Origin of the sequence: Bradyrhizobium sp. SZCCHNRI20481, assembly GCF_032485055.1 — a bacterium.
In the GTDB taxonomy this organism is placed as follows: Bacteria; Pseudomonadota; Alphaproteobacteria; order Rhizobiales; family Xanthobacteraceae; genus Bradyrhizobium.
Window position 1 is genome coordinate 1 of the sequence record NZ_JAUEUE010000022.1, and the last position, 15,911, is coordinate 15,911.

Sequence of the window (15,911 nt, forward strand, 5' to 3'; positions counted from 1 at the left end):
TCGCCGCTCTTGAACGGCCGATTCGTCATGCCCCCAAATCTTACCGTGAACACTGAGTTCTTGCCCAGCCTCGACGGGCGTGACGCCTTGCCGCTAGCCGCGCCTGGCGCCCGGATCAGTCCTCGACCCGCAGCTCATCGCTATGGACGTAGCAGTCGGCATTCGGAGGCGGCGGTGGGACAGGCTGGTCTTCCGCTATCTCGGCTCCAAGCGGTGACCCGCCCCGACGATACACGCGCCCGCCAGCGGCGCCGTCGCGTCATCGCCGACGTCCGGCCGACGTTGAGGACGTCGCGCAAGCGGATTGATCCCGATCAAGGACCAGGCGCCGCGCCGGAGCAAACTCATCGTCAACCTGTGGCTGCACAGGCGGGACATGGGGAAACGCCATCATGGGAAACGCCATGCGGAGATATCTTCTTGCCTTTACCTTGGTGATCGCCGCACTCGGCTTCACGTCGTCGGCGCGTGCGGGATGCTGGCCGAACGAAAACTTCCACCTCGTGTGCTGGCTGGATACCTATGGAACGGCGTGCGAAGCGCACCACGCGCTGACCAGCGTCAGAGCCGTGCTGTATCCGGAGCCGCGCTACTCGTACTATGAATTCGAGGTTTCGCACTGGTGGACGGCCCACAAGACCGTGGCCTGTCCGCCGAATCAAAAGACGACGTTCAGCGGTGTCTGGGACCGGGAAACCGGAAAGGCGGAGGAAACGGCGACCACCGGCATTTCGTCGGTGACCAGGCGAGTCTATTGCAGCAACAATCCCTGGACGGGCCAGGGGCCGCCGACGGTGCCGATCTGCTCATATCCGGCCGATGATCCGAACGTGGGACTGCCCGTCACCTCGGCGATGCTCACGCAAAGCCAGCGAGACGATCTGCTTCGCGTTCAGGAGCCGTTGCATACCCGTTGCCAGCAGATCAAGCCGCTCGAGGACGAGGTGTCGTGGCTGAACGGCCGCCCCATCGTCGAGGTGGTCGCGTCCCATCATGAATATCAGAAGCTCGAATGGCATCTGTGGTTCATGGACTTCGGCGAGTTCGGACCGTGGCATGAGATCGCGGCACCGAAGCCGAAGGGCCCCTTGATCTGGAAGGGCACGACCTATACCGAGCGCCGCATTGCGACATCGAGGCACAGATATTGGCTGAACAAGCCCGGCCGCTGGAAGGTGGTTGCGAAGCCGAAGCCGACCGCGGCGGCGGCGCAGGGGATCCCGATCAGCGTGACCACCGAATGTCCCGGCGCGACGTTCAACGTGCAGTGATGGGCGATCACGCGGTCCTCATGGCGTGCGGGAACATGCTTCCGCACGCCACGCTACATCGCCTGGACTATTTCTGCGGCCGATGCCGGTGTGGTCATGGCCGCGCAGGCGGAGGATGGAGTCGGCTGAGGCGAGGGTGGACCGAATCAGCCTTGACAAAATTCTGATTTAAAGAAATAATGGAGCATCACAGTCAGCCGAAGGCGAACCGGCGCTCCATGCAGTATTTCGTCGTGATGATCGACTACGGCCGGCGCGGACGCGAGGCCGTGGTCGATCCTGAAATGACCCGGCGCGACGTCGTTGCGCGTATCGCGTCGGGGGAATATTCGAACGTCAGCTTCATCCACGAGATCGTCGACCGGTCGGTTGCGGACGTCACGGCCGATATCATGTCCGAAGCCGCCCTGCCCGAGATCGATGGGCGGGACGCCGACCTGCAGGCGGTCCAGTTCGATCACCTTCGCGATCTGCGCAAGCACGAGCAGGTTTGACCGGACTGCGCCGGCCCGTGCCACATGGTGCGGCGACGACGAAACGGGTGAGCCGGCACCTGCAGCAGCCCCCCCGGAAGGGCACGTCGGATCAGACCAGAAAGACGGTCGAGCCGGTCGTCTTGCGCGCCGCGAGATCGGCGTGTGCCCGAGCCGCGTCCTTGAGCGGATAGGTCTGATTGACCTCGATCTTCACCGCGCCCGACTTGACCACGTCGAACAATTCGTTGGCCATCGCGACCAGGCTTTCACGCTTGGCCGCGTAGGTGAACAGCGTCGGCCGGGTCACGAACAGCGAGCCCTTTTGCGCGAGCAGCCCGAGATTGAGCGGATCGACGGCGCCCGAGGACTGGCCGAACAGCACGGCGTAGCCGAGGGGCGCGAGGCAATCGAGCGACTTCAGGAACGTGTCCTTGCCGACGGAGTCATAGACGACAGGCACCTTCTTGCCGCCGGTGATCTCGCCGACGCGCGCGACGAAGTCCTCGCGCGTATAGATGATGGTATGCTCGCAGCCATGCGCCCTGGCCAGTTGCGCCTTGTCGTCGCTGGATACCGTGCCGATGACGGTGGCACCGAGGTGCTTGGCCCACTGGCTGAGGATGAGGCCGACGCCGCCGGCAGCGGCATGCAGCAGGATGGTCTCGCCCGCCTTGACGCGGTAGGTCTGCCGGATCAGGTACTGGGCGGTCAGGCCCTTGAGCATCATCGCCGCGGCGGTCTTGTCATCGATGTCATCGGGCAGCTTCAGCAGCAGCGCGGCCGGCATCAGCCGCGCCTCTGAATAGGCGCCGAGCGGCGACGAGCCGTAGGCGACGCGGTCGCCCACCTTCAGGTCCGTCACCCCTTCGCCCAGCTCCTCGATCACACCGGCGCCCTCGCTGCCCAGTCCGCTCGGAAGCTGGACCGGATAGAGCCCGGAGCGATTGTAGATGTCGATGAAGTTGAGCCCGACCGCCGTATGGCGGATGCGCGCCTCGCCGGGGCCGGGCTTGCCGACCTCGATCTGCTCCCAAGCGAGGACCTCGGGACCGCCGGTCTTGTGGAAACGAATGGCGTTCGTCATGGGTTGTCATCCTCCCTGTCGGATTGCGCGACGCCGCGCCGCCCGGCCGCGCCGGCGCCCTTGCGGGCCGTTCGAGCCCTTGTTCTTCCGCGGCCGAACCTCGGTCATCCGTAGCCGCTGTCGGCTCGGTTTGGCAATCGGCTTTGCCAGCCGGCACAGGAACAACGTTTGCCGTTCCAGCGTTCATGGGCCATAGCGTGGAGTCCGAGCCCCATGCCGCCCAAACGACGCAGCGCAGCGATCTATCTGGCCATCCTGATCGAGTTGGCCTGCCACACCTTCATGGGCATCGCCATGGGGCTCGGCTTCGCCTTCGCGCTGACCCAACTGGATGCGTTCGGCATCTCGACTCTGATCGCCCATAGTCTCGATCCGCACGTGACGTTCGTGATCTTCGTCGGTGTGTTGACGCTGTCCTTTGCTGTCGGCGCGACGCTGACGGGATTCGTATTCACGATGATGGAGGAGAGATAGACCCGACGCACGCCGATGACTGCGTGGCGCTCGCAGCTGTCATATGCGCGTCGCGCAAACCATGCAGATGGACGGCAGGTTCGACCGGCGCGGAGATGACGAAATGGCCGGACTGCTGGGTGCAGGCGATCCGCGGCTTCGCGAGGCCGGCCTCGGATCCGTGGGCGATGTCACGCCGTTGGGTGCACGGCCCTCATGAACGGCTGGCTTGCTCTGTTCGCGGCTGGAGCTCTCGAGATCATCTGGGCGCTCGGCCTGAAGCATTCCGACGGCTTGACGCGCTTCTGGCCCAGCGTCGCCACCGTGATCGCCATTCTGCTCAGCTTCGCGATGATGTCGCTCGCGCTGCGCTCACTGCCGTTTGGCACCGCCTATGCGGTATGGACCGGGATCGGCGCGGCCGGGAGCATCCTCGCCGGCATGATCCTCTACAGCGAGCCGGCGGATCCGACGCGGCTATTCTGCCTCACGCTGATCATCACCGGCATGATCGGGCTGAAGCTGAACTCGCCGGTCTGACACGGGCGACGATCTCCAGCAGGATCGCGAGAGTTCGACGCAGCCGAACACGGCGAGGGCGAGCACGAACGGCAGCAGGTGATAGAGCGCACGGAAGATCAGCAGCGCCGCGAGCAGCCGCTCCTGATCGCCGCCCAGGCCCAGCAGGATCGTTGCATCGAACAGGCCGATGCCGGCCGGGGCATGGCTGGCAAATCCAAGCAAGGTCGCGGCAATGAAGACCGCCATCAACCGCGCGAGATCGATGCCGAGTTCCGCCGGCATGAGGACGTACATTGCCAGCGCCGCGGTGCTGAGCTCGACCAGTCCGACCAGGATCTGCAGCAGCACAGCGGGCCCGGACGGCAATCGAACGGGCCAGCGGGCGCTTCGCCGCCCCGGCCAGCTCCACACGACGAACGCGGCAACGGCGCAAAGCAGTGCCGCGGCAACGAGACGGTTGAGCGCCGGCGGCCAATACTCCACCCATCCGAAGGCGTCCGGATCGATCATCAAGCTCAGGCCGAGCGCGGTGAGATTTCCGAGCCAGAAGGTCAGTCCGGTGAGGAAGCTGATATTGGCGATGTCGATCGCACCGAGCCGGTACGGCGCGTAGATCCGATATCGAACCAGCGGTGAGATCAACGCGACCGCGCCGATGCCGTGCGCAATCGGGTAGCTCGTGAAGCTGCCGAGCGCGGCCGCGCGATAGGGAATGTCCCGCCGGCCAATCGTCCGCAACGCGAACAGGTCGTAGAGCGTGAGGCTGGCGTAGGAGAGGACGATGAACGCCAGCGCCATCGCGATCAGATGAAGGTTCGTGGCCTCGACGATCGACAGAACATGAGCGAAGTCGAGCTTCTTGACGGCGCGTGCCAGGACATACACGGCCACAGCCGCAATCGAGAGGCTCAGGGCCAGTCCGCCCAGGCTGCGCAACCAGATTCTGCGGTTCGACTGCAGCGGCGAAACGTCGGTCAGGTCAGCCATTCAACGTGTTTCGTTTCAAACATGCGCCGGCCGATTCGAGCAGGACGATGGCGCCGTTTGACACACCGATGTGACAGCGGCGTTACCGTTGTGCGCCGCCCACACACCTTAATTATCTGTTAACGCCGGACGATCGTTCACCGCTACCAACACGGCGAGCTGCAATGCAGCACCACATTCGCGATCATTCAAATTTGAATTAATCGCCGGTGGGTTCGAGCGTAATGACGTGAACCGTATCAGTACGGATGCATGAAGGTCGCATCTTCGTCACGCGGACTTTCTAAGACGGGTGCGGGACGTCAACATTCGAGGCAGCATGAACGCGGAAATCGAACACGAGCTCACGCCGGACCAATGGGAGACGCTGAAGGCGCTTCGCATTCCCGCGCGTGAACGCCGCAGGCTGAACGGCGTGATTGTCGACGAGCTCACTGCATTTGGACTCGTCGCAATCGACAATGGCGCCGCGACGCTCACCGTCGCCGGGCGCAAGGTTCTCATCAGAGGATCCTCACGCCTGCTCGACGTCGCAGCCTGATCTTTCGGAGCCCGGCCTTCCCTTTTTGAAGAGCCGCGCGCCGAATTCACCACAAGGATTTCCGCGCGCGCTCGGGCCACTCGCGATCGTACGCCGCGCTGTCGATATCGTTGGCCGTCATCGCCGCAAGAATCTGTCCCGGTGTCGGCAGTTGCCGCGGGTCGACGCGCTTGTCAGGGTTCCAGAGATCGGCACGAACGATCGCGCGGGCGCATTGGAAGTAGATCTCTTCCACCGCCATGACGAGGACGGAGCGCGGCGGCTTGCCTTCCATCCGGAACGACTCCAACAGATCGGGAGCCGTCGACAGATGACCGTGTCCGTTCACACGCAGTGTATTGCCCGATCCCGGAATCAGGAACAGCAGACCGATCCGCGGATCGCGCACGATATTGCGCAGGGAATCCACGCGATTGTTGCCGCGGCGATCCGGCATCATCAGGGTCTTGTCATCGTGGATACGGATGAAGCCGGGAAGATCGCCGCGGGGCGAACAGTCGAGACCTTCAGGACCGCAGGTCGCGAGCGCCACGAACGGCGACTTCTCGATCATGATCCGGTAGTGCGGCGTCACGCGATCAGCCACCTTCGCCGTCGATGCCAGCCCCGTCTCGCCATAGATCGCCTCGAGCTGCTCAATCGTGGTGATGATCGACATGGCCGCCTCCTCCCTCGGATCCGATCGGTTCTGCGTCGATCGGTCGCTTGATGATTTCCGCCAGCCTGTGACCGTGCGGCTCGGGATCGCCGACATTAACGATCGTGACATCCGCCACGGTGTCTTCGCTCACCGCCCGGTGAAGACGCTCACCGATATCGCCGTCACTCGGACGGTGCCGCTTGCCGAGCCGTTCGGCGAGAACATCTGCCGGCGCAGTGATGGCGACGACGATGACGTCGGCATAGTCCCGGCGCGCGGCGGGAATGATCGTTCGCGAGACGTTCACGACCACGATGCGGCCGGCCAGGATGTCATTCTTGATCGCGCGCGGCACGCCGTAGTCATGTCCGTGGGCCTCCCAATGCAGCGCGAACTCACCGGCGCTGAGCGCCTCACGAAAAGCGGACGCGCTCATCTCGAGATTATCCTCGAAAGCCGAGGCCTCGCGCGTGACGATCCGCCGCGGAAAAACGATCCGGTCATCGCTGGCGCATTCGCGGCGCGCCACGTTGAGCAAGGTGTCCTTGCCCGCGCCGCTCGGCCCGACCACCAGGATCAGGCGGCCGGGACCGAGCTTCTCGGATGTCTTCGCCGATGCAACCTCGGTTCCGCTCATGCCACCCGCTGCCCTTCCCGCCAGACGCTGCGCACGACCGACAACTGTCCCGCGACATGAACACGGATCAAGTCCGCACGCTTGCCTGCGGCGATCTCACCGCGATCATGCAGGCCGACGGCATCGGCGGGCGCCTTGGTGACGGTGCGGACGGCTGCGGCAAGATCGATGGAGGGCACCCGCTGCGGCAATTGCAGCGCGCCCATCAGCAGGCTCGACGGTACGTAGTCCGACGACAGAATGTCGAGCAGGCCCTCGCGCGCGAGGTCCACGGCGGCGATATTGCCGGAGTGAGACCCGCCGCGCACGACGTTGGGAGCGCCCATCAGGATGCTGATGCCCGCCTGGTGCAGGCCCCGCGCGGCTTCCATCGTGGTTGGAAACTCCGCGACTGCGATGCCGTCCTTGATCGCGTCCGCGACGTTCTCCTCGGTGGTGTCGTCATGACTGGCCAGGGGCACGTCATGGGTCTTCGCCAGCGCAACGATGTCGCGCATGTTCGGCGCCGCATAGGCCTGCTGATAGGCGAAGCGGCGTGCGAACATCACGTCGAGCTCTGCATCGGTCTTGCCGCCGCTCTTGCCGCGATAGTAGTCGCGCAGCTTGCCTTCGTCGCGAAACTGGCGCTGCCCGGGCGTATGATCCATCAGCGACATCAGCCGCACATCCGGGCGCCCGGCCAGTTGCCGCGCCTCCTCGACCACGGTCGGCATCGGCACCTCGCAGCGCAGATGCAGAAAGTGATCGGACCGCAGCAGCCCGCCGTCGCGCGCCGTCGCGATCGCATCCGCGAGCACATTGGCCTGGCCGTCGACGCCCTCGGCGCCCTCTTCGCTCCACACCCGCAGCGAATCCAGCACCGTCGTGATGCCCGCGGTCGCAAGCTGCCCGTCATAGGAAATGACGGCAGCAACGGGATCCCAATAGACCTTCGGGCGCGGCACGAAATGCGCTTCGAGGTGATCGGTGTGCAGTTCGACCAGGCCGGGCATCAACAGGTCGCCGCCGGCATCCAGGCTGCCAACCGGCGCTGCCCCCTCGCCCAGTTCGGCGATCCGGCCTCCCGCGATCGCCACCCAGCCCTGCTCGACGACGCGGTCGGCGAGGACCAGCCTGGCATTTCCTATCACGAGATCGGACATGTTCGCGCTCATCTGCAATTTGTCCCTTTACGCCGCCGCGGCGAATGTCATGACGTCGACCATGCGATCCGCAATCTGGGCGCGGATCTCGTCATCATGCACGATCGCGAGCATCGCCACTCCGTCCTTCTTCTTGGCTGCGATCAGGTCGACCACGACCGCACGGTTCGCCGCATCGAGCGACGCGGTCGGCTCGTCGAGCAACAGCACCGGAACTTCGGAGATGAAGCCGCGCGCGATGTTGACCCGCTGCTGCTCGCCGCCCGAGAAGGTCGACGGCGGCAGCGACCACAGCCGTTCGGGAATGTTCAGCCGTCGCAGCAGCCCACCCGCCCGCACCCGCGCATCGTCGCGCGGCAGGCCGGCCGCGAGCAGCGGTTCGGCAACGACATCGAGTGCAGGGACGCGCGGCACCGCGCGCAGGAATTGGCTGACATAGCCGATGGTCTGCCGCCTCGCATTCAGGACCAGGCGCGGCTCGGCGCCGGCGAGATCGGTCATCTCGCCCTGGTGCCGGACGCCGATGCGGCCGCCATCGCAACGGTAGTTGCCGAAGATCATCTTCAGGATCGACGACTTGCCCGCGCCCGACGGTCCCGACAACACGACGCATTCCCCCGCCTTGACCTGGAACGACACGCCGCGCACCACGGGCAGCAATATGCCGCCCTGCAGATGCATGGTGAAGGTCTTCTCTGCACTTTCGACATCGATCATCACGGTCATCGCATTGGGCTCATTGCATCATGGCGGCAGGATCGAGGATACGAGGAGCTGCGTGTAAGGCTCGCGCGGATCGTCGAGCACCTGGTCGGTGAGGCCGGTCTCGATCACCCGCCCCTCCTTCATGACCATCACACGATGAGACAGCAACCGCGCCACGGCCAGATCGTGGGTCACGACGATGGCGGCGAGGCCGAGCTCGTTGACGAGGCTGCGCATCAGATCGAGCAGGCGCGCCTGCACGGAGACGTCGAGCCCCCCAGTCGGCTCATCCATGAACACGAGCCTGGGCTCGGTCACGAGATTGCGCGCGATCTGCAGCCGCTGCCGCATGCCGCCGGAATAGGTCCGCGGCGCATCGTCGATGCGGGCGACGTCGATCTCCACGCGCGCGAGCCATGACGAGGCGGTCTGCCTGATCCGGCCATAGTTATTCCAGCCGACCGCCATCAGCCGCTCGCCAACATTGGCGCCCGCCGAAACCGCCATGCGCAGGCCTTGCGCCGGGTCCTGATGGACATAGCCCCAATCGGTGCGGAACAGAAAACGGCGTTCGGACTCCCCGAGCCCGGCAAGATCGCGCAGCACCCCGTCACGCATCCGATAGGACACGCGGCCAGCCGTCGGCGCCAGTTGCGCCGACAACATCTGCAAGAGTGTCGATTTGCCCGAGCCGGACTCGCCGACAATGGCGAGCACCTCGCCTGGATAGAGCACGAACGAGACGTCGCGGCATGCCGCCAACCGGCCGTAGCTCTTTGCAAGCCCCTCGGCGACGAGCAGCGGCTGATCGGAGGCGCTGATCATCTCAGCCATGGGCGCTCTCCCTGTGCGGGGCGGCGCTCTGCGCGCCACGATGTCCGGACGCCTGGCGGCCCTCGCAGTAATCGGTATCGGAGCACACGAACATGCGGCTGCCCTTGTCGTCGGTCACGATCTCGTCCAGATAGGAATCCTCTGCGCCGCACAGCGCGCAGGGCGCGTCGAACTTGTAGCGCGTAAACGGATGGTCCTCGAAGTCCAGCGAGACGACCGATGTAAACGGCGGAATGGCATAGATTCGCTTCTCGCGTCCCGCGCCGAACAATTGCAGCGCCGGGCAATTGTCCATCTTGGGATTGTCGAACTTCGGCGTCGGCGACGGATCCATCACGTAGCGCGCATTGACCTTGACCGGATAGGCGTAGGACGTCGCGATGTGACCGAAGCGTGCGATGTCCTCATAGAGCTTCACGTGCATCAGGCCATATTCGGCCAGCGCATGCATGCGGCGGGTCTCGGTCTCGCGCGGCTCGAGAAAACGCAGCGGCTCCGGGATCGGCACCTGATAGACCAGCACCTGCCCCTCGTGAAGCGGCGCCTCGGGAATTCGGTGACGGGTCTGGATCACGCTCGCCTCTTCCGTCGACGTCGTGGTCGCGACGCCCGCGGTCTTGGCGAAGAACTTGCGAATCGAGATCGCATTGGTCGTATCGTCCGAGCCCTGATCGATGACCTTGAGCACGTCGTCGGGACCGAGAATGGCGGCGGTGACCTGTACGCCGCCGGTGCCCCAGCCATAGGGCATCGGCATCTCGCGGCTCGCGAACGGCACCTGATAGCCGGGAATCGCGATCGCCTTCAGGATTGCGCGGCGGATCATCCGCTTGGTCTGCTCGTCGAGATAAGCGAAGTTGTACGTCGGCGCGTTCATTCCGCAGCTTCCTTCAATTCAGGAGCGGCATTGGCCTCGGCGAATTCCAGGCGCAGCTTGCGCAGCAGGCCGAGCTCGGACTGGAAGTCGACATAGTGCGGCAGCTTCAGATGCTCGACGAACCCGGTCGCCTGCACATTGTCGGAGTGCGACATCACGAACTCCTCATCCTGCGCCGGTGCAACCATATCCTCGCCCAGCTCGCGCGCGCGCAAGGCTCGGTCGGCGAGGGCCATCGACATCGTCTTGCGCTCGCTCTGCCCGAAGGCGAGACCGTAACCGCGCGTGAAGCACGGCGGCTCGGTGGCCGACCCCTTGAACTGGTTCACCATCTGGCATTCGGTCAGCTCGACCGATCCGAGCGGCACCGCAAAGCCGATCTCCTCGGCCAAGAACTCGACCTCGACTTCGCCGAAGCGGATCTCGCCGGCGAAGGGATGGTTGCGGCCATAGCCGCGCTGGGTCGAGTAGCCGAGCGCGAGCAGAAACCCCTCGTCACCGCGCGCGAGATTCTGCAACCGCAGATCACGATCGGCGGGAAAGCCTAGGGGATCGCGGGTGAGATCGCCGACCGGCGCGCCAACCTCGGCTTGCGGCGACGGCTCGATCAACCCGTCCTGGCCGAGAATGTCGGTGACACGTGGCGTCGGCGCATTCGGCGCCTCGGCACGGGCCGGCGGCTCCGGCTCGGCGCCGGCCGCCAACTGCGGATCGAGCAGCCGATGCGTATAGTCGAAGGTCGGCCCGAGCACCTGGCCGCCCGGAATGTCCTTGAAGGTCGACGAGACGCGCCGCTGCACCCGCATCGCGCCGGTGTCGACCGGCTCGCTTGCGCCGAAGCGCGGCAAGGTCGCGCGGAAGGCGCGCACCAGGAAGATCGCCTCGATCAGATCGCCACGCGCCTGCTTGATTGCGAGCGACGCGAGCTCGCGGTCGTACAGCGAGCCCTCGGTCATCACGCGATCGACGGCAAGCCCCAACTGCTCGGAGATCTGCGCCAGCGAAAGCTCGGGCACATCGCGATCACCCCGGCGTTCATGCGCCAGCAGCCGGTGCGCGTTCTCGATGGCGCGCTCGCCACCCTTGACGGCAACATACATGCCTCACTCTCCTGCGGAAACGAGTCGGGTCGTTCGCGGGATGGCGACGATGGACGAACCATCGACCAGCACCACATCGACACCACGCGGAAACAGCTTCTCATTGATCGACAGCCGCTCGAACAGGTCGGCGGGCGCGACCGTTGCACGGAACAATGTCGTCCCGTCGATGCCCGGACCGCGCAGCTTGAACGCCGGCCCTCCGGACAAGCTCGGCACCTGCAGGATCAGCGTCGTCGAGCGATCGGGGTACTCAGCACTGCCGAGCGCGAATGAATTCAGATCAGGCAGCGCTTCGGGGTCTGCCGCCACTGCAAAGCAGGCGAGCGCGGCATTGGCGACGATCGGCGCCCCGGTGTGAAACTTGAGCCAGGCGCCGACCTCGGGCGTGCCGGCGAGCGGCGCATCGAGCCAGATCGGCGTATCGTGATCGAACAGAGTCAACGCGAGCGCGGCGGCACCAGGCATCAAGGACGAGGGCCGGCCGACATTGACCTCGACCTGCCGCACATTTCCCGGACGCGCCATGGCCTCCATGACGGTACGGAAGGTCGATTGCGCGGACAGGACATTGTCGGCGAAACCAGGCTGCAGATCGGAAGCGGCGGCAGCCATCAGCCTTCTCCTCGCACCATCGTATAGAAATCGACACGCGTGGCCGCAGCCTCCTCTGCGCGGTGCTCGCGCGAAGTGCGCATCTGCGCCTGCAGCGGCGCAACCACCTGCGTCTCGATCGATCGCGTGTGGCTTGATGACTGGATCATCGCGTCACACAGCGCCATCAGACGCGCCTTGGCGGCGTCGCGTCCCAGCACATAGCCGAACCCGACCTCGCCGCTCTCCAGCCGTACCGCAGCGCGCGACACCGTCGCCTCGCCGACATTGAAGGGCGCACCATCACCGCCGATCCGGCCCCGCAGCATCACAAGGCCATTCTCCGCCGGACGCAGGTCGCGATACTCAGGCAGCGCCAGTCCGTCGAGCCTGGCGCGGATGTCCGCATGCGAGGCATGCGCCAATACCCGCATCGCCGTCCTGCGCCGGTCCTGCATCGCGGTCTCGCCCTCCATCTTCATCCCGATCTTGCTATCGCGAAGTTGTCTATGTTAATAGACAACTTCGTAACGAAGCGCCATGACTGTTTGATGACATGGGCGTGATTTTCAGGTCGCGCAGCGGAGAACCGCAGATGAGCATGCAGGGCGCCGACTCGGGCGTGGCACTGTGGCGCCGGGTGGCCGACGGCATCGAGCGCGACATCGCCGACGGCCGCTTCGCGGCCGGCACCCGCCTGCCCGGCGAGACCGAGATCGCCGAAACCTACCGCGTCAACCGTCATACGGTGCGTCGCGCGCTCGCGACCTTGGCCGAGCGCGGCCTCGTGCGCGCCGAGCGCGGCAGCGGCACTTATGTCGAAGCGCCTCGTCTGTCATATCCCCTGAGATCGCGAACCAGGTTCTCCGAGATCGTGGGCGCCGGCGGGCGCGAGCCGCGCGGGCAGTTGATCGCAGCGTCCGAGGAGTCGGCGACGCGCGAACTCGCGCACGAGCTCCGACTGAAGACGGGGGCGCCGCTGGTCCGAATCGAGGCGCTGCGTCTTGCCGACAAGACCCCGATCTGCGTCAGCACGTCCTGGCTGTCGTCCGAGCGATTTCCTGAGGCCGGCCACATCTTCGCGTCGCTCCGCTCGATGACGGCGCTGCTTGCGCATTACGGCATTCGCGACTATCGCCGCGGCGCGACCAGGATCACGGCGGCCATCGCCGACGCGAGCGACGCCGCACGGCTCGACCTCGCGCTGGGCCGTCCGGTGCTGGTGGTCGACAGCACCGACATCGATGCCGATGGGACGCCGCTGGTCAGCAAGCGCTCGCGCTTCGCGGCGGAGCGCGTGACGTTCGAGGTCGAGAGCTAGACCAGACCCCGCCGCCTCGCTTCGTTCTTGCGCCCTCAGTCGATGAGCGTGCCGTCCTGATTGAAGAACGGATGCGGCCCGTCGAAATCCCCGATCGGCACCTGATGAGTGACGACCGTTCCGAATCCCGGTCCTGGAAACCAGGCATGAAGGTGAAAGGCCGGCGGCTCGATCCGGAAGGATGGCGGGCGAAGCTCGGCCAGGTCGAGCGCGACGGCATGGTTCGGTGCCGGGCAGATCGTGCAGGGGATGCCCGCAAACCGGGTCAGCGTCGCGCGATGAACGTGACCGCATCCGATCAGTTGCACCCGCGGATGGCGCGCGAGGACGGCCGCGAGATCGTCGGCGCTGCGCAGGTTCTGCCGGTCCATGTGCCAGATGCCGGTGGCGAACGGCGGATGATGCAGAAACAGCAGGGCCGGCCTTTTGCTGGATCCGGACAGCGCGGCGTCGAGCCATTGCAGACTCGCCTCATCGAGCTCGCCATGCGGATGGCCGGGCACGCTGGAATCGAGCAGAAGCAGATCGAGATCGGCCAACGCCACATGCCGGTTCAGCGGACCGGTAGGTCCACCATGGAGAGTGCCCGGAAACGCCGCGCGCATCAGCTCGCGTGAATCGTGATTGCCGGGCACGGCGACGAATGGAGTTTCGAGCTCGGCGAGAAGATCCTTGAGATGATCGTATTCGGCCGACGACGGCGTATCGACGAGATCGCCCGAGATCACCACCAGATCGAGCTTCGGCTCGAACCGGTTGAGCTCCGTGATGCAACGGGCCAGCGCACGCGCCGTATCGACGCGGCGGTAGGCGAGCCGGCCGGGCGCCTTGATGTGCAGGTCGGATATCTGGGCGATGGTGACAGGACGCGTGCTCATGCTGATCCACCTTGCTCCGGCAGCAGACGAATGGCGCTCGGCTCAATCGACAGGCCGATCCGCTCACCCGCGCTGACCCTGATCGTATTCGGTGCGTCCACCGTCAGTGGAACGGCGGCGGCGTCGCGGACGACGATCCGCTGGCGATCACCGGCGAAGCGGACGCTGTCGACGAGGCCGGTCAGGCACGATGCCGCCGCGCCGACGATCCCGATCGTTTCCGGTCGAACCATCGCCATCGCCTTGCTGCGCGAGCCAGCCTCGGCGATCCGCTGTCTCCCTCCGGGCAGAACGAGGTGGTCGCCGTCGATCGGAGCCTCGATGATGTTGGCCGCGCCGACGAACTCCGCGACGAAGCGGTCGGCTGGCGTGAAATAGATCTCGCGCGGCGTCCCGACCTGGGCGATGGCGCCCTTGCGCATGACCACGATGCGGTCCCCGAGCTCCATGGCTTCGGCCTGGTCATGCGTGACGTAGATTGCCGTGATTCCGAGCGTACGCAACAGGCCGTTGAGCTCGCCGCGCAGGCGCTCTCGCAAGGCCGCATCGAGCGCGGTGAGCGGCTCGTCGAGCAGCAGCACGCTCGGCCGTATCGCGACCGCGCGCGCCAGCGCGACGCGCTGGCGCTGGCCGCCCGAGAGCTGATCGATTCGCCGATCTTCGAGGCCGGCGAGGTTGGTCAGCGTGACCAGCTCCGCGACCCGCGCGGCGCGCTCCGGCTTAGGCACGCCGCGGATCTTGAGCCCGTAGCCGATATTGTCCGCGACGGTCATGTTGGGGAACAGCGCGTAGGATTGAAACACCATGCCGACGTTGCGCTTCTCGATCGGCTGCCTCGTCAGATCCTTGCCGTCGAAAAGCACGCGCCCGCCCGCATCGGGTGTTTCGAGCCCGGCCACGATCCGCAGCAACGTGGTCTTGCCGCAGCCGGACGGCCCAAGCAGCACCAGCGTCTCGCTCTGCGCGATGTCGAGCGTGGCGCGCGCGAGCGCGCAGGTCCCGTCGGCAAAGGTCTTGCCGCAATTCTCGACCTTCAGCGCGGCTCCATGCCGGGTCATCGTGCTCACCGCAGGCTCCCTCTCTCGCCGATCCATTGCATGGCCACCAGCAGCGGGATGATCATGACGAAGAAGATCAGCGTGTAGGCGGATGCGACCTCCAGCCGCATCGATGCGTAGCTGTCGGCGAGGCCGACCGGCAGCGTCTTGGTCAGCGGCGTATGCAACATCCAGGTCAGGTTGAATTCTCCGAGAGATAGCGTCACCACCATGAGGCTGCCGGCCAGGATGCCGGGCGCGGCGTTGGGAACGATGACGTCGATGAAGCGGCGCCATGGCGCGGCTCCGACCGATGCGGCGCCTTCGTCGAGCGATTTCACGTCGATCGTCGAGAACACCGCCATGACAGACCGCACCATGAATGGCATCGTGAAGATCACATGGCCAGCGAGGATGAACAGCCATGAGCGGCGGAAGCTTCCCACCCCGCCGTAGGTGAGCAACAGCGCCAGCGCGATGGCGAGCCCGGGAATCGCGAGCGGCAAGGTGATGATCTCCTCGACCAGCCGCGCCAGCCGTCCGCCGCGAACGTAGAGCGCGTAGGCAGCGGGAACACCGACCACGAGCGTGACCGCCAGCGTGCCCAGCGCGATCAGGATCGATGCCATGATCGTGCCCGCGTAGAGCTCCCAGACCTGGACTACCCACTGCAGTGTCACGCCGGACTGAATGCCGCGGAAGTAGTTGACAGTCACGCCCGCGGCGATCGAAAGGCCGGCCGGCACGGCCAGGAAGGCGGCGACCAGAAGTGTGAACAGCAGTTGAAGGATGAAGATGACTCTGTCGCGCAC

The 15,911-nt window shown here is 65.4% G+C and carries 20 protein-coding genes; 6 read left to right on the forward strand and 14 right to left on the reverse strand.

Features of this window, described 5'->3' with window-relative positions; all coding sequences use genetic code 11:
- Positions 1-404 precede the first annotated feature (404 nt).
- Positions 405-1,271, forward strand: a complete 867-nt coding sequence (locus QX132_RS29475) for a hypothetical protein (RefSeq protein WP_316163541.1) — start codon at positions 405-407, stop codon at positions 1,269-1,271.
- 218 nt (positions 1,272-1,489) lie between these two features.
- Positions 1,490-1,765: a hypothetical protein gene (locus tag QX132_RS29480; protein ID WP_315741022.1), complete on the forward strand. Its 276-nt coding sequence runs from the start codon at positions 1,490-1,492 to the stop codon at positions 1,763-1,765.
- Positions 1,766-1,856: 91 nt separating this feature from the next.
- On the opposite strand, the gene QX132_RS29485 is transcribed toward QX132_RS29480, so the two are convergent.
- Positions 1,857-2,831: a quinone oxidoreductase gene (locus QX132_RS29485; protein ID WP_315785888.1), complete on the reverse strand. Its 975-nt coding sequence runs from the start codon at positions 2,829-2,831 to the stop codon at positions 1,857-1,859.
- Positions 2,832-3,044: 213 nt separating this feature from the next.
- Between QX132_RS29485 and QX132_RS29490 the strand changes: the two genes are divergently transcribed.
- Together QX132_RS29490 and QX132_RS29495 are read left to right on the forward strand one after the other, a co-directional pair.
- A complete protein-coding gene (locus QX132_RS29490; protein ID WP_315756174.1) occupies positions 3,045-3,305 on the forward strand; it encodes a hypothetical protein in 261 nt (86 codons plus the stop codon).
- Between the two features lie 195 nt (positions 3,306-3,500).
- Positions 3,501-3,824 (forward strand): multidrug efflux SMR transporter, encoded by a 324-nt coding sequence (locus QX132_RS29495; RefSeq protein ID WP_315741019.1) that lies wholly within the window; start codon positions 3,501-3,503, stop codon positions 3,822-3,824.
- On the opposite strand, the gene QX132_RS29500 is transcribed toward QX132_RS29495, so the two are convergent.
- Positions 3,762-4,793 (reverse strand): YbhN family protein, encoded by a 1,032-nt coding sequence (locus tag QX132_RS29500; RefSeq protein ID WP_316163542.1) that lies wholly within the window; start codon positions 4,791-4,793, stop codon positions 3,762-3,764. The genes QX132_RS29495 and QX132_RS29500 overlap by 63 nt on opposite strands.
- A 319-nt stretch (positions 4,794-5,112) precedes the next feature.
- On the opposite strand from QX132_RS29500, the gene QX132_RS29505 reads away from it, so the two are divergent.
- Positions 5,113-5,334, forward strand: a complete 222-nt coding sequence (locus QX132_RS29505; RefSeq protein ID WP_315741029.1) for a hypothetical protein — start codon at positions 5,113-5,115, stop codon at positions 5,332-5,334.
- A gap of 46 nt (positions 5,335-5,380) precedes the next feature.
- On the opposite strand, the gene QX132_RS29510 is transcribed toward QX132_RS29505, so the two are convergent.
- From QX132_RS29510 to phnG, 9 genes are read right to left on the reverse strand one after another with little or no spacing between them, the layout of a single operon-like run.
- The gene (locus tag QX132_RS29510) at positions 5,381-5,992 is read right to left on the reverse strand and encodes a pyridoxamine 5'-phosphate oxidase family protein (protein ID WP_315741018.1); all 612 of its coding nucleotides are present in this window, start codon (positions 5,990-5,992) and stop codon (positions 5,381-5,383) included.
- On the reverse strand, positions 5,970-6,611 hold the full coding sequence (gene phnN, locus QX132_RS29515) for a phosphonate metabolism protein/1,5-bisphosphokinase (PRPP-forming) PhnN (protein ID WP_315741017.1): 642 nt from the start codon (positions 6,609-6,611) through the stop codon (positions 5,970-5,972). The genes QX132_RS29510 and phnN overlap by 23 nt, the downstream gene beginning before the upstream one ends.
- Positions 6,608-7,765 (reverse strand): alpha-D-ribose 1-methylphosphonate 5-triphosphate diphosphatase, encoded by a 1,158-nt coding sequence (locus tag QX132_RS29520; protein WP_315756178.1) that lies wholly within the window; start codon positions 7,763-7,765, stop codon positions 6,608-6,610. The genes phnN and QX132_RS29520 overlap by 4 nt, the downstream gene beginning before the upstream one ends.
- A 15-nt stretch (positions 7,766-7,780) precedes the next feature.
- On the reverse strand, positions 7,781-8,479 hold the full coding sequence (phnL, locus tag QX132_RS29525) for a phosphonate C-P lyase system protein PhnL (RefSeq protein WP_316163543.1): 699 nt from the start codon (positions 8,477-8,479) through the stop codon (positions 7,781-7,783).
- Positions 8,480-8,497: 18 nt separating this feature from the next.
- Positions 8,498-9,292, reverse strand: coding sequence for a phosphonate C-P lyase system protein PhnK (gene phnK / locus QX132_RS29530; protein ID WP_315741014.1), 795 nt, complete (start codon positions 9,290-9,292; stop codon positions 8,498-8,500).
- Positions 9,285-10,169, reverse strand: coding sequence for an alpha-D-ribose 1-methylphosphonate 5-phosphate C-P-lyase PhnJ (locus QX132_RS29535; protein WP_315741013.1), 885 nt, complete (start codon positions 10,167-10,169; stop codon positions 9,285-9,287). The genes phnK and QX132_RS29535 overlap by 8 nt, the downstream gene beginning before the upstream one ends.
- Positions 10,166-11,269 carry a carbon-phosphorus lyase complex subunit PhnI gene (locus tag QX132_RS29540; RefSeq protein WP_316163544.1) on the reverse strand — a complete coding sequence of 368 codons (1,104 nt, stop codon included), beginning with the start codon at positions 11,267-11,269 and terminating at the stop codon, positions 10,166-10,168. The genes QX132_RS29535 and QX132_RS29540 overlap by 4 nt, the downstream gene beginning before the upstream one ends.
- A 3-nt stretch (positions 11,270-11,272) precedes the next feature.
- A complete protein-coding gene (gene phnH, locus QX132_RS29545; protein ID WP_316163545.1) occupies positions 11,273-11,884 on the reverse strand; it encodes a phosphonate C-P lyase system protein PhnH in 612 nt (203 codons plus the stop codon).
- Complete coding sequence (gene phnG / locus QX132_RS29550; protein WP_316163584.1) at positions 11,884-12,339, reverse strand: phosphonate C-P lyase system protein PhnG; 456 nt, start codon at positions 12,337-12,339, stop codon at positions 11,884-11,886. Before phnG ends, phnH begins: the two co-directional genes overlap by 1 nt.
- A gap of 119 nt (positions 12,340-12,458) precedes the next feature.
- On the opposite strand from phnG, the gene phnF reads away from it, so the two are divergent.
- Positions 12,459-13,184 (forward strand): phosphonate metabolism transcriptional regulator PhnF, encoded by a 726-nt coding sequence (gene phnF, locus QX132_RS29555; RefSeq protein WP_316163546.1) that lies wholly within the window; start codon positions 12,459-12,461, stop codon positions 13,182-13,184.
- A 35-nt stretch (positions 13,185-13,219) separates the two neighbouring features.
- Here phnF and QX132_RS29560 read toward each other — a convergent pair whose 3' ends face one another.
- Genes QX132_RS29560 through QX132_RS29570 form a run of 3 tightly spaced genes read right to left on the reverse strand, consistent with a single transcriptional unit; the run spans position 13,220 to position 15,911 of the window.
- A complete protein-coding gene (locus QX132_RS29560; protein ID WP_316163547.1) occupies positions 13,220-14,062 on the reverse strand; it encodes a phosphodiesterase in 843 nt (280 codons plus the stop codon).
- Complete coding sequence (locus QX132_RS29565; protein WP_315811424.1) at positions 14,059-15,120, reverse strand: ABC transporter ATP-binding protein; 1,062 nt, start codon at positions 15,118-15,120, stop codon at positions 14,059-14,061. Before QX132_RS29565 ends, QX132_RS29560 begins: the two co-directional genes overlap by 4 nt.
- A gap of 5 nt (positions 15,121-15,125) precedes the next feature.
- Positions 15,126-15,911, reverse strand: coding sequence for an ABC transporter permease (locus QX132_RS29570; protein WP_316163548.1), 786 nt, complete (start codon positions 15,909-15,911; stop codon positions 15,126-15,128).

Excerpts from the sequence above, each read along its gene's own strand:
- QX132_RS29475 (WP_316163541.1), top strand. The coding sequence starts at position 405 with ATGCGGAGATATCTTCTTGCCTTTACCTTGGTGATCGCCGCACTCGGC.
- QX132_RS29480 (WP_315741022.1), top strand. The coding sequence starts at position 1,490 with ATGCAGTATTTCGTCGTGATGATCGACTACGGCCGGCGCGGACGCGAG.
- QX132_RS29485 (WP_315785888.1), bottom strand. The coding sequence starts at position 2,831 with ATGACGAACGCCATTCGTTTCCACAAGACCGGCGGTCCCGAGGTCCTC.
- QX132_RS29490 (WP_315756174.1), top strand. The coding sequence starts at position 3,045 with ATGCCGCCCAAACGACGCAGCGCAGCGATCTATCTGGCCATCCTGATC.
- QX132_RS29495 (WP_315741019.1), top strand. The coding sequence starts at position 3,501 with ATGAACGGCTGGCTTGCTCTGTTCGCGGCTGGAGCTCTCGAGATCATC.
- QX132_RS29500 (WP_316163542.1), bottom strand. The coding sequence starts at position 4,793 with ATGGCTGACCTGACCGACGTTTCGCCGCTGCAGTCGAACCGCAGAATC.
- QX132_RS29505 (WP_315741029.1), top strand. The coding sequence starts at position 5,113 with ATGAACGCGGAAATCGAACACGAGCTCACGCCGGACCAATGGGAGACG.
- QX132_RS29510 (WP_315741018.1), bottom strand. The coding sequence starts at position 5,992 with ATGTCGATCATCACCACGATTGAGCAGCTCGAGGCGATCTATGGCGAG.
- phnN (WP_315741017.1), bottom strand. The coding sequence starts at position 6,611 with ATGAGCGGAACCGAGGTTGCATCGGCGAAGACATCCGAGAAGCTCGGT.
- QX132_RS29520 (WP_315756178.1), bottom strand. The coding sequence starts at position 7,765 with ATGAGCGCGAACATGTCCGATCTCGTGATAGGAAATGCCAGGCTGGTC.
- phnL (WP_316163543.1), bottom strand. The coding sequence starts at position 8,479 with ATGACCGTGATGATCGATGTCGAAAGTGCAGAGAAGACCTTCACCATG.
- phnK (WP_315741014.1), bottom strand. The coding sequence starts at position 9,292 with ATGGCTGAGATGATCAGCGCCTCCGATCAGCCGCTGCTCGTCGCCGAG.
- QX132_RS29535 (WP_315741013.1), bottom strand. The coding sequence starts at position 10,169 with ATGAACGCGCCGACGTACAACTTCGCTTATCTCGACGAGCAGACCAAG.
- QX132_RS29540 (WP_316163544.1), bottom strand. The coding sequence starts at position 11,269 with ATGTATGTTGCCGTCAAGGGTGGCGAGCGCGCCATCGAGAACGCGCAC.
- phnH (WP_316163545.1), bottom strand. The coding sequence starts at position 11,884 with ATGGCTGCCGCCGCTTCCGATCTGCAGCCTGGTTTCGCCGACAATGTC.
- phnG (WP_316163584.1), bottom strand. The coding sequence starts at position 12,339 with ATGGAGGGCGAGACCGCGATGCAGGACCGGCGCAGGACGGCGATGCGG.
- phnF (WP_316163546.1), top strand. The coding sequence starts at position 12,459 with ATGAGCATGCAGGGCGCCGACTCGGGCGTGGCACTGTGGCGCCGGGTG.
- QX132_RS29560 (WP_316163547.1), bottom strand. The coding sequence starts at position 14,062 with ATGAGCACGCGTCCTGTCACCATCGCCCAGATATCCGACCTGCACATC.
- QX132_RS29565 (WP_315811424.1), bottom strand. The coding sequence starts at position 15,120 with ATGACCCGGCATGGAGCCGCGCTGAAGGTCGAGAATTGCGGCAAGACC.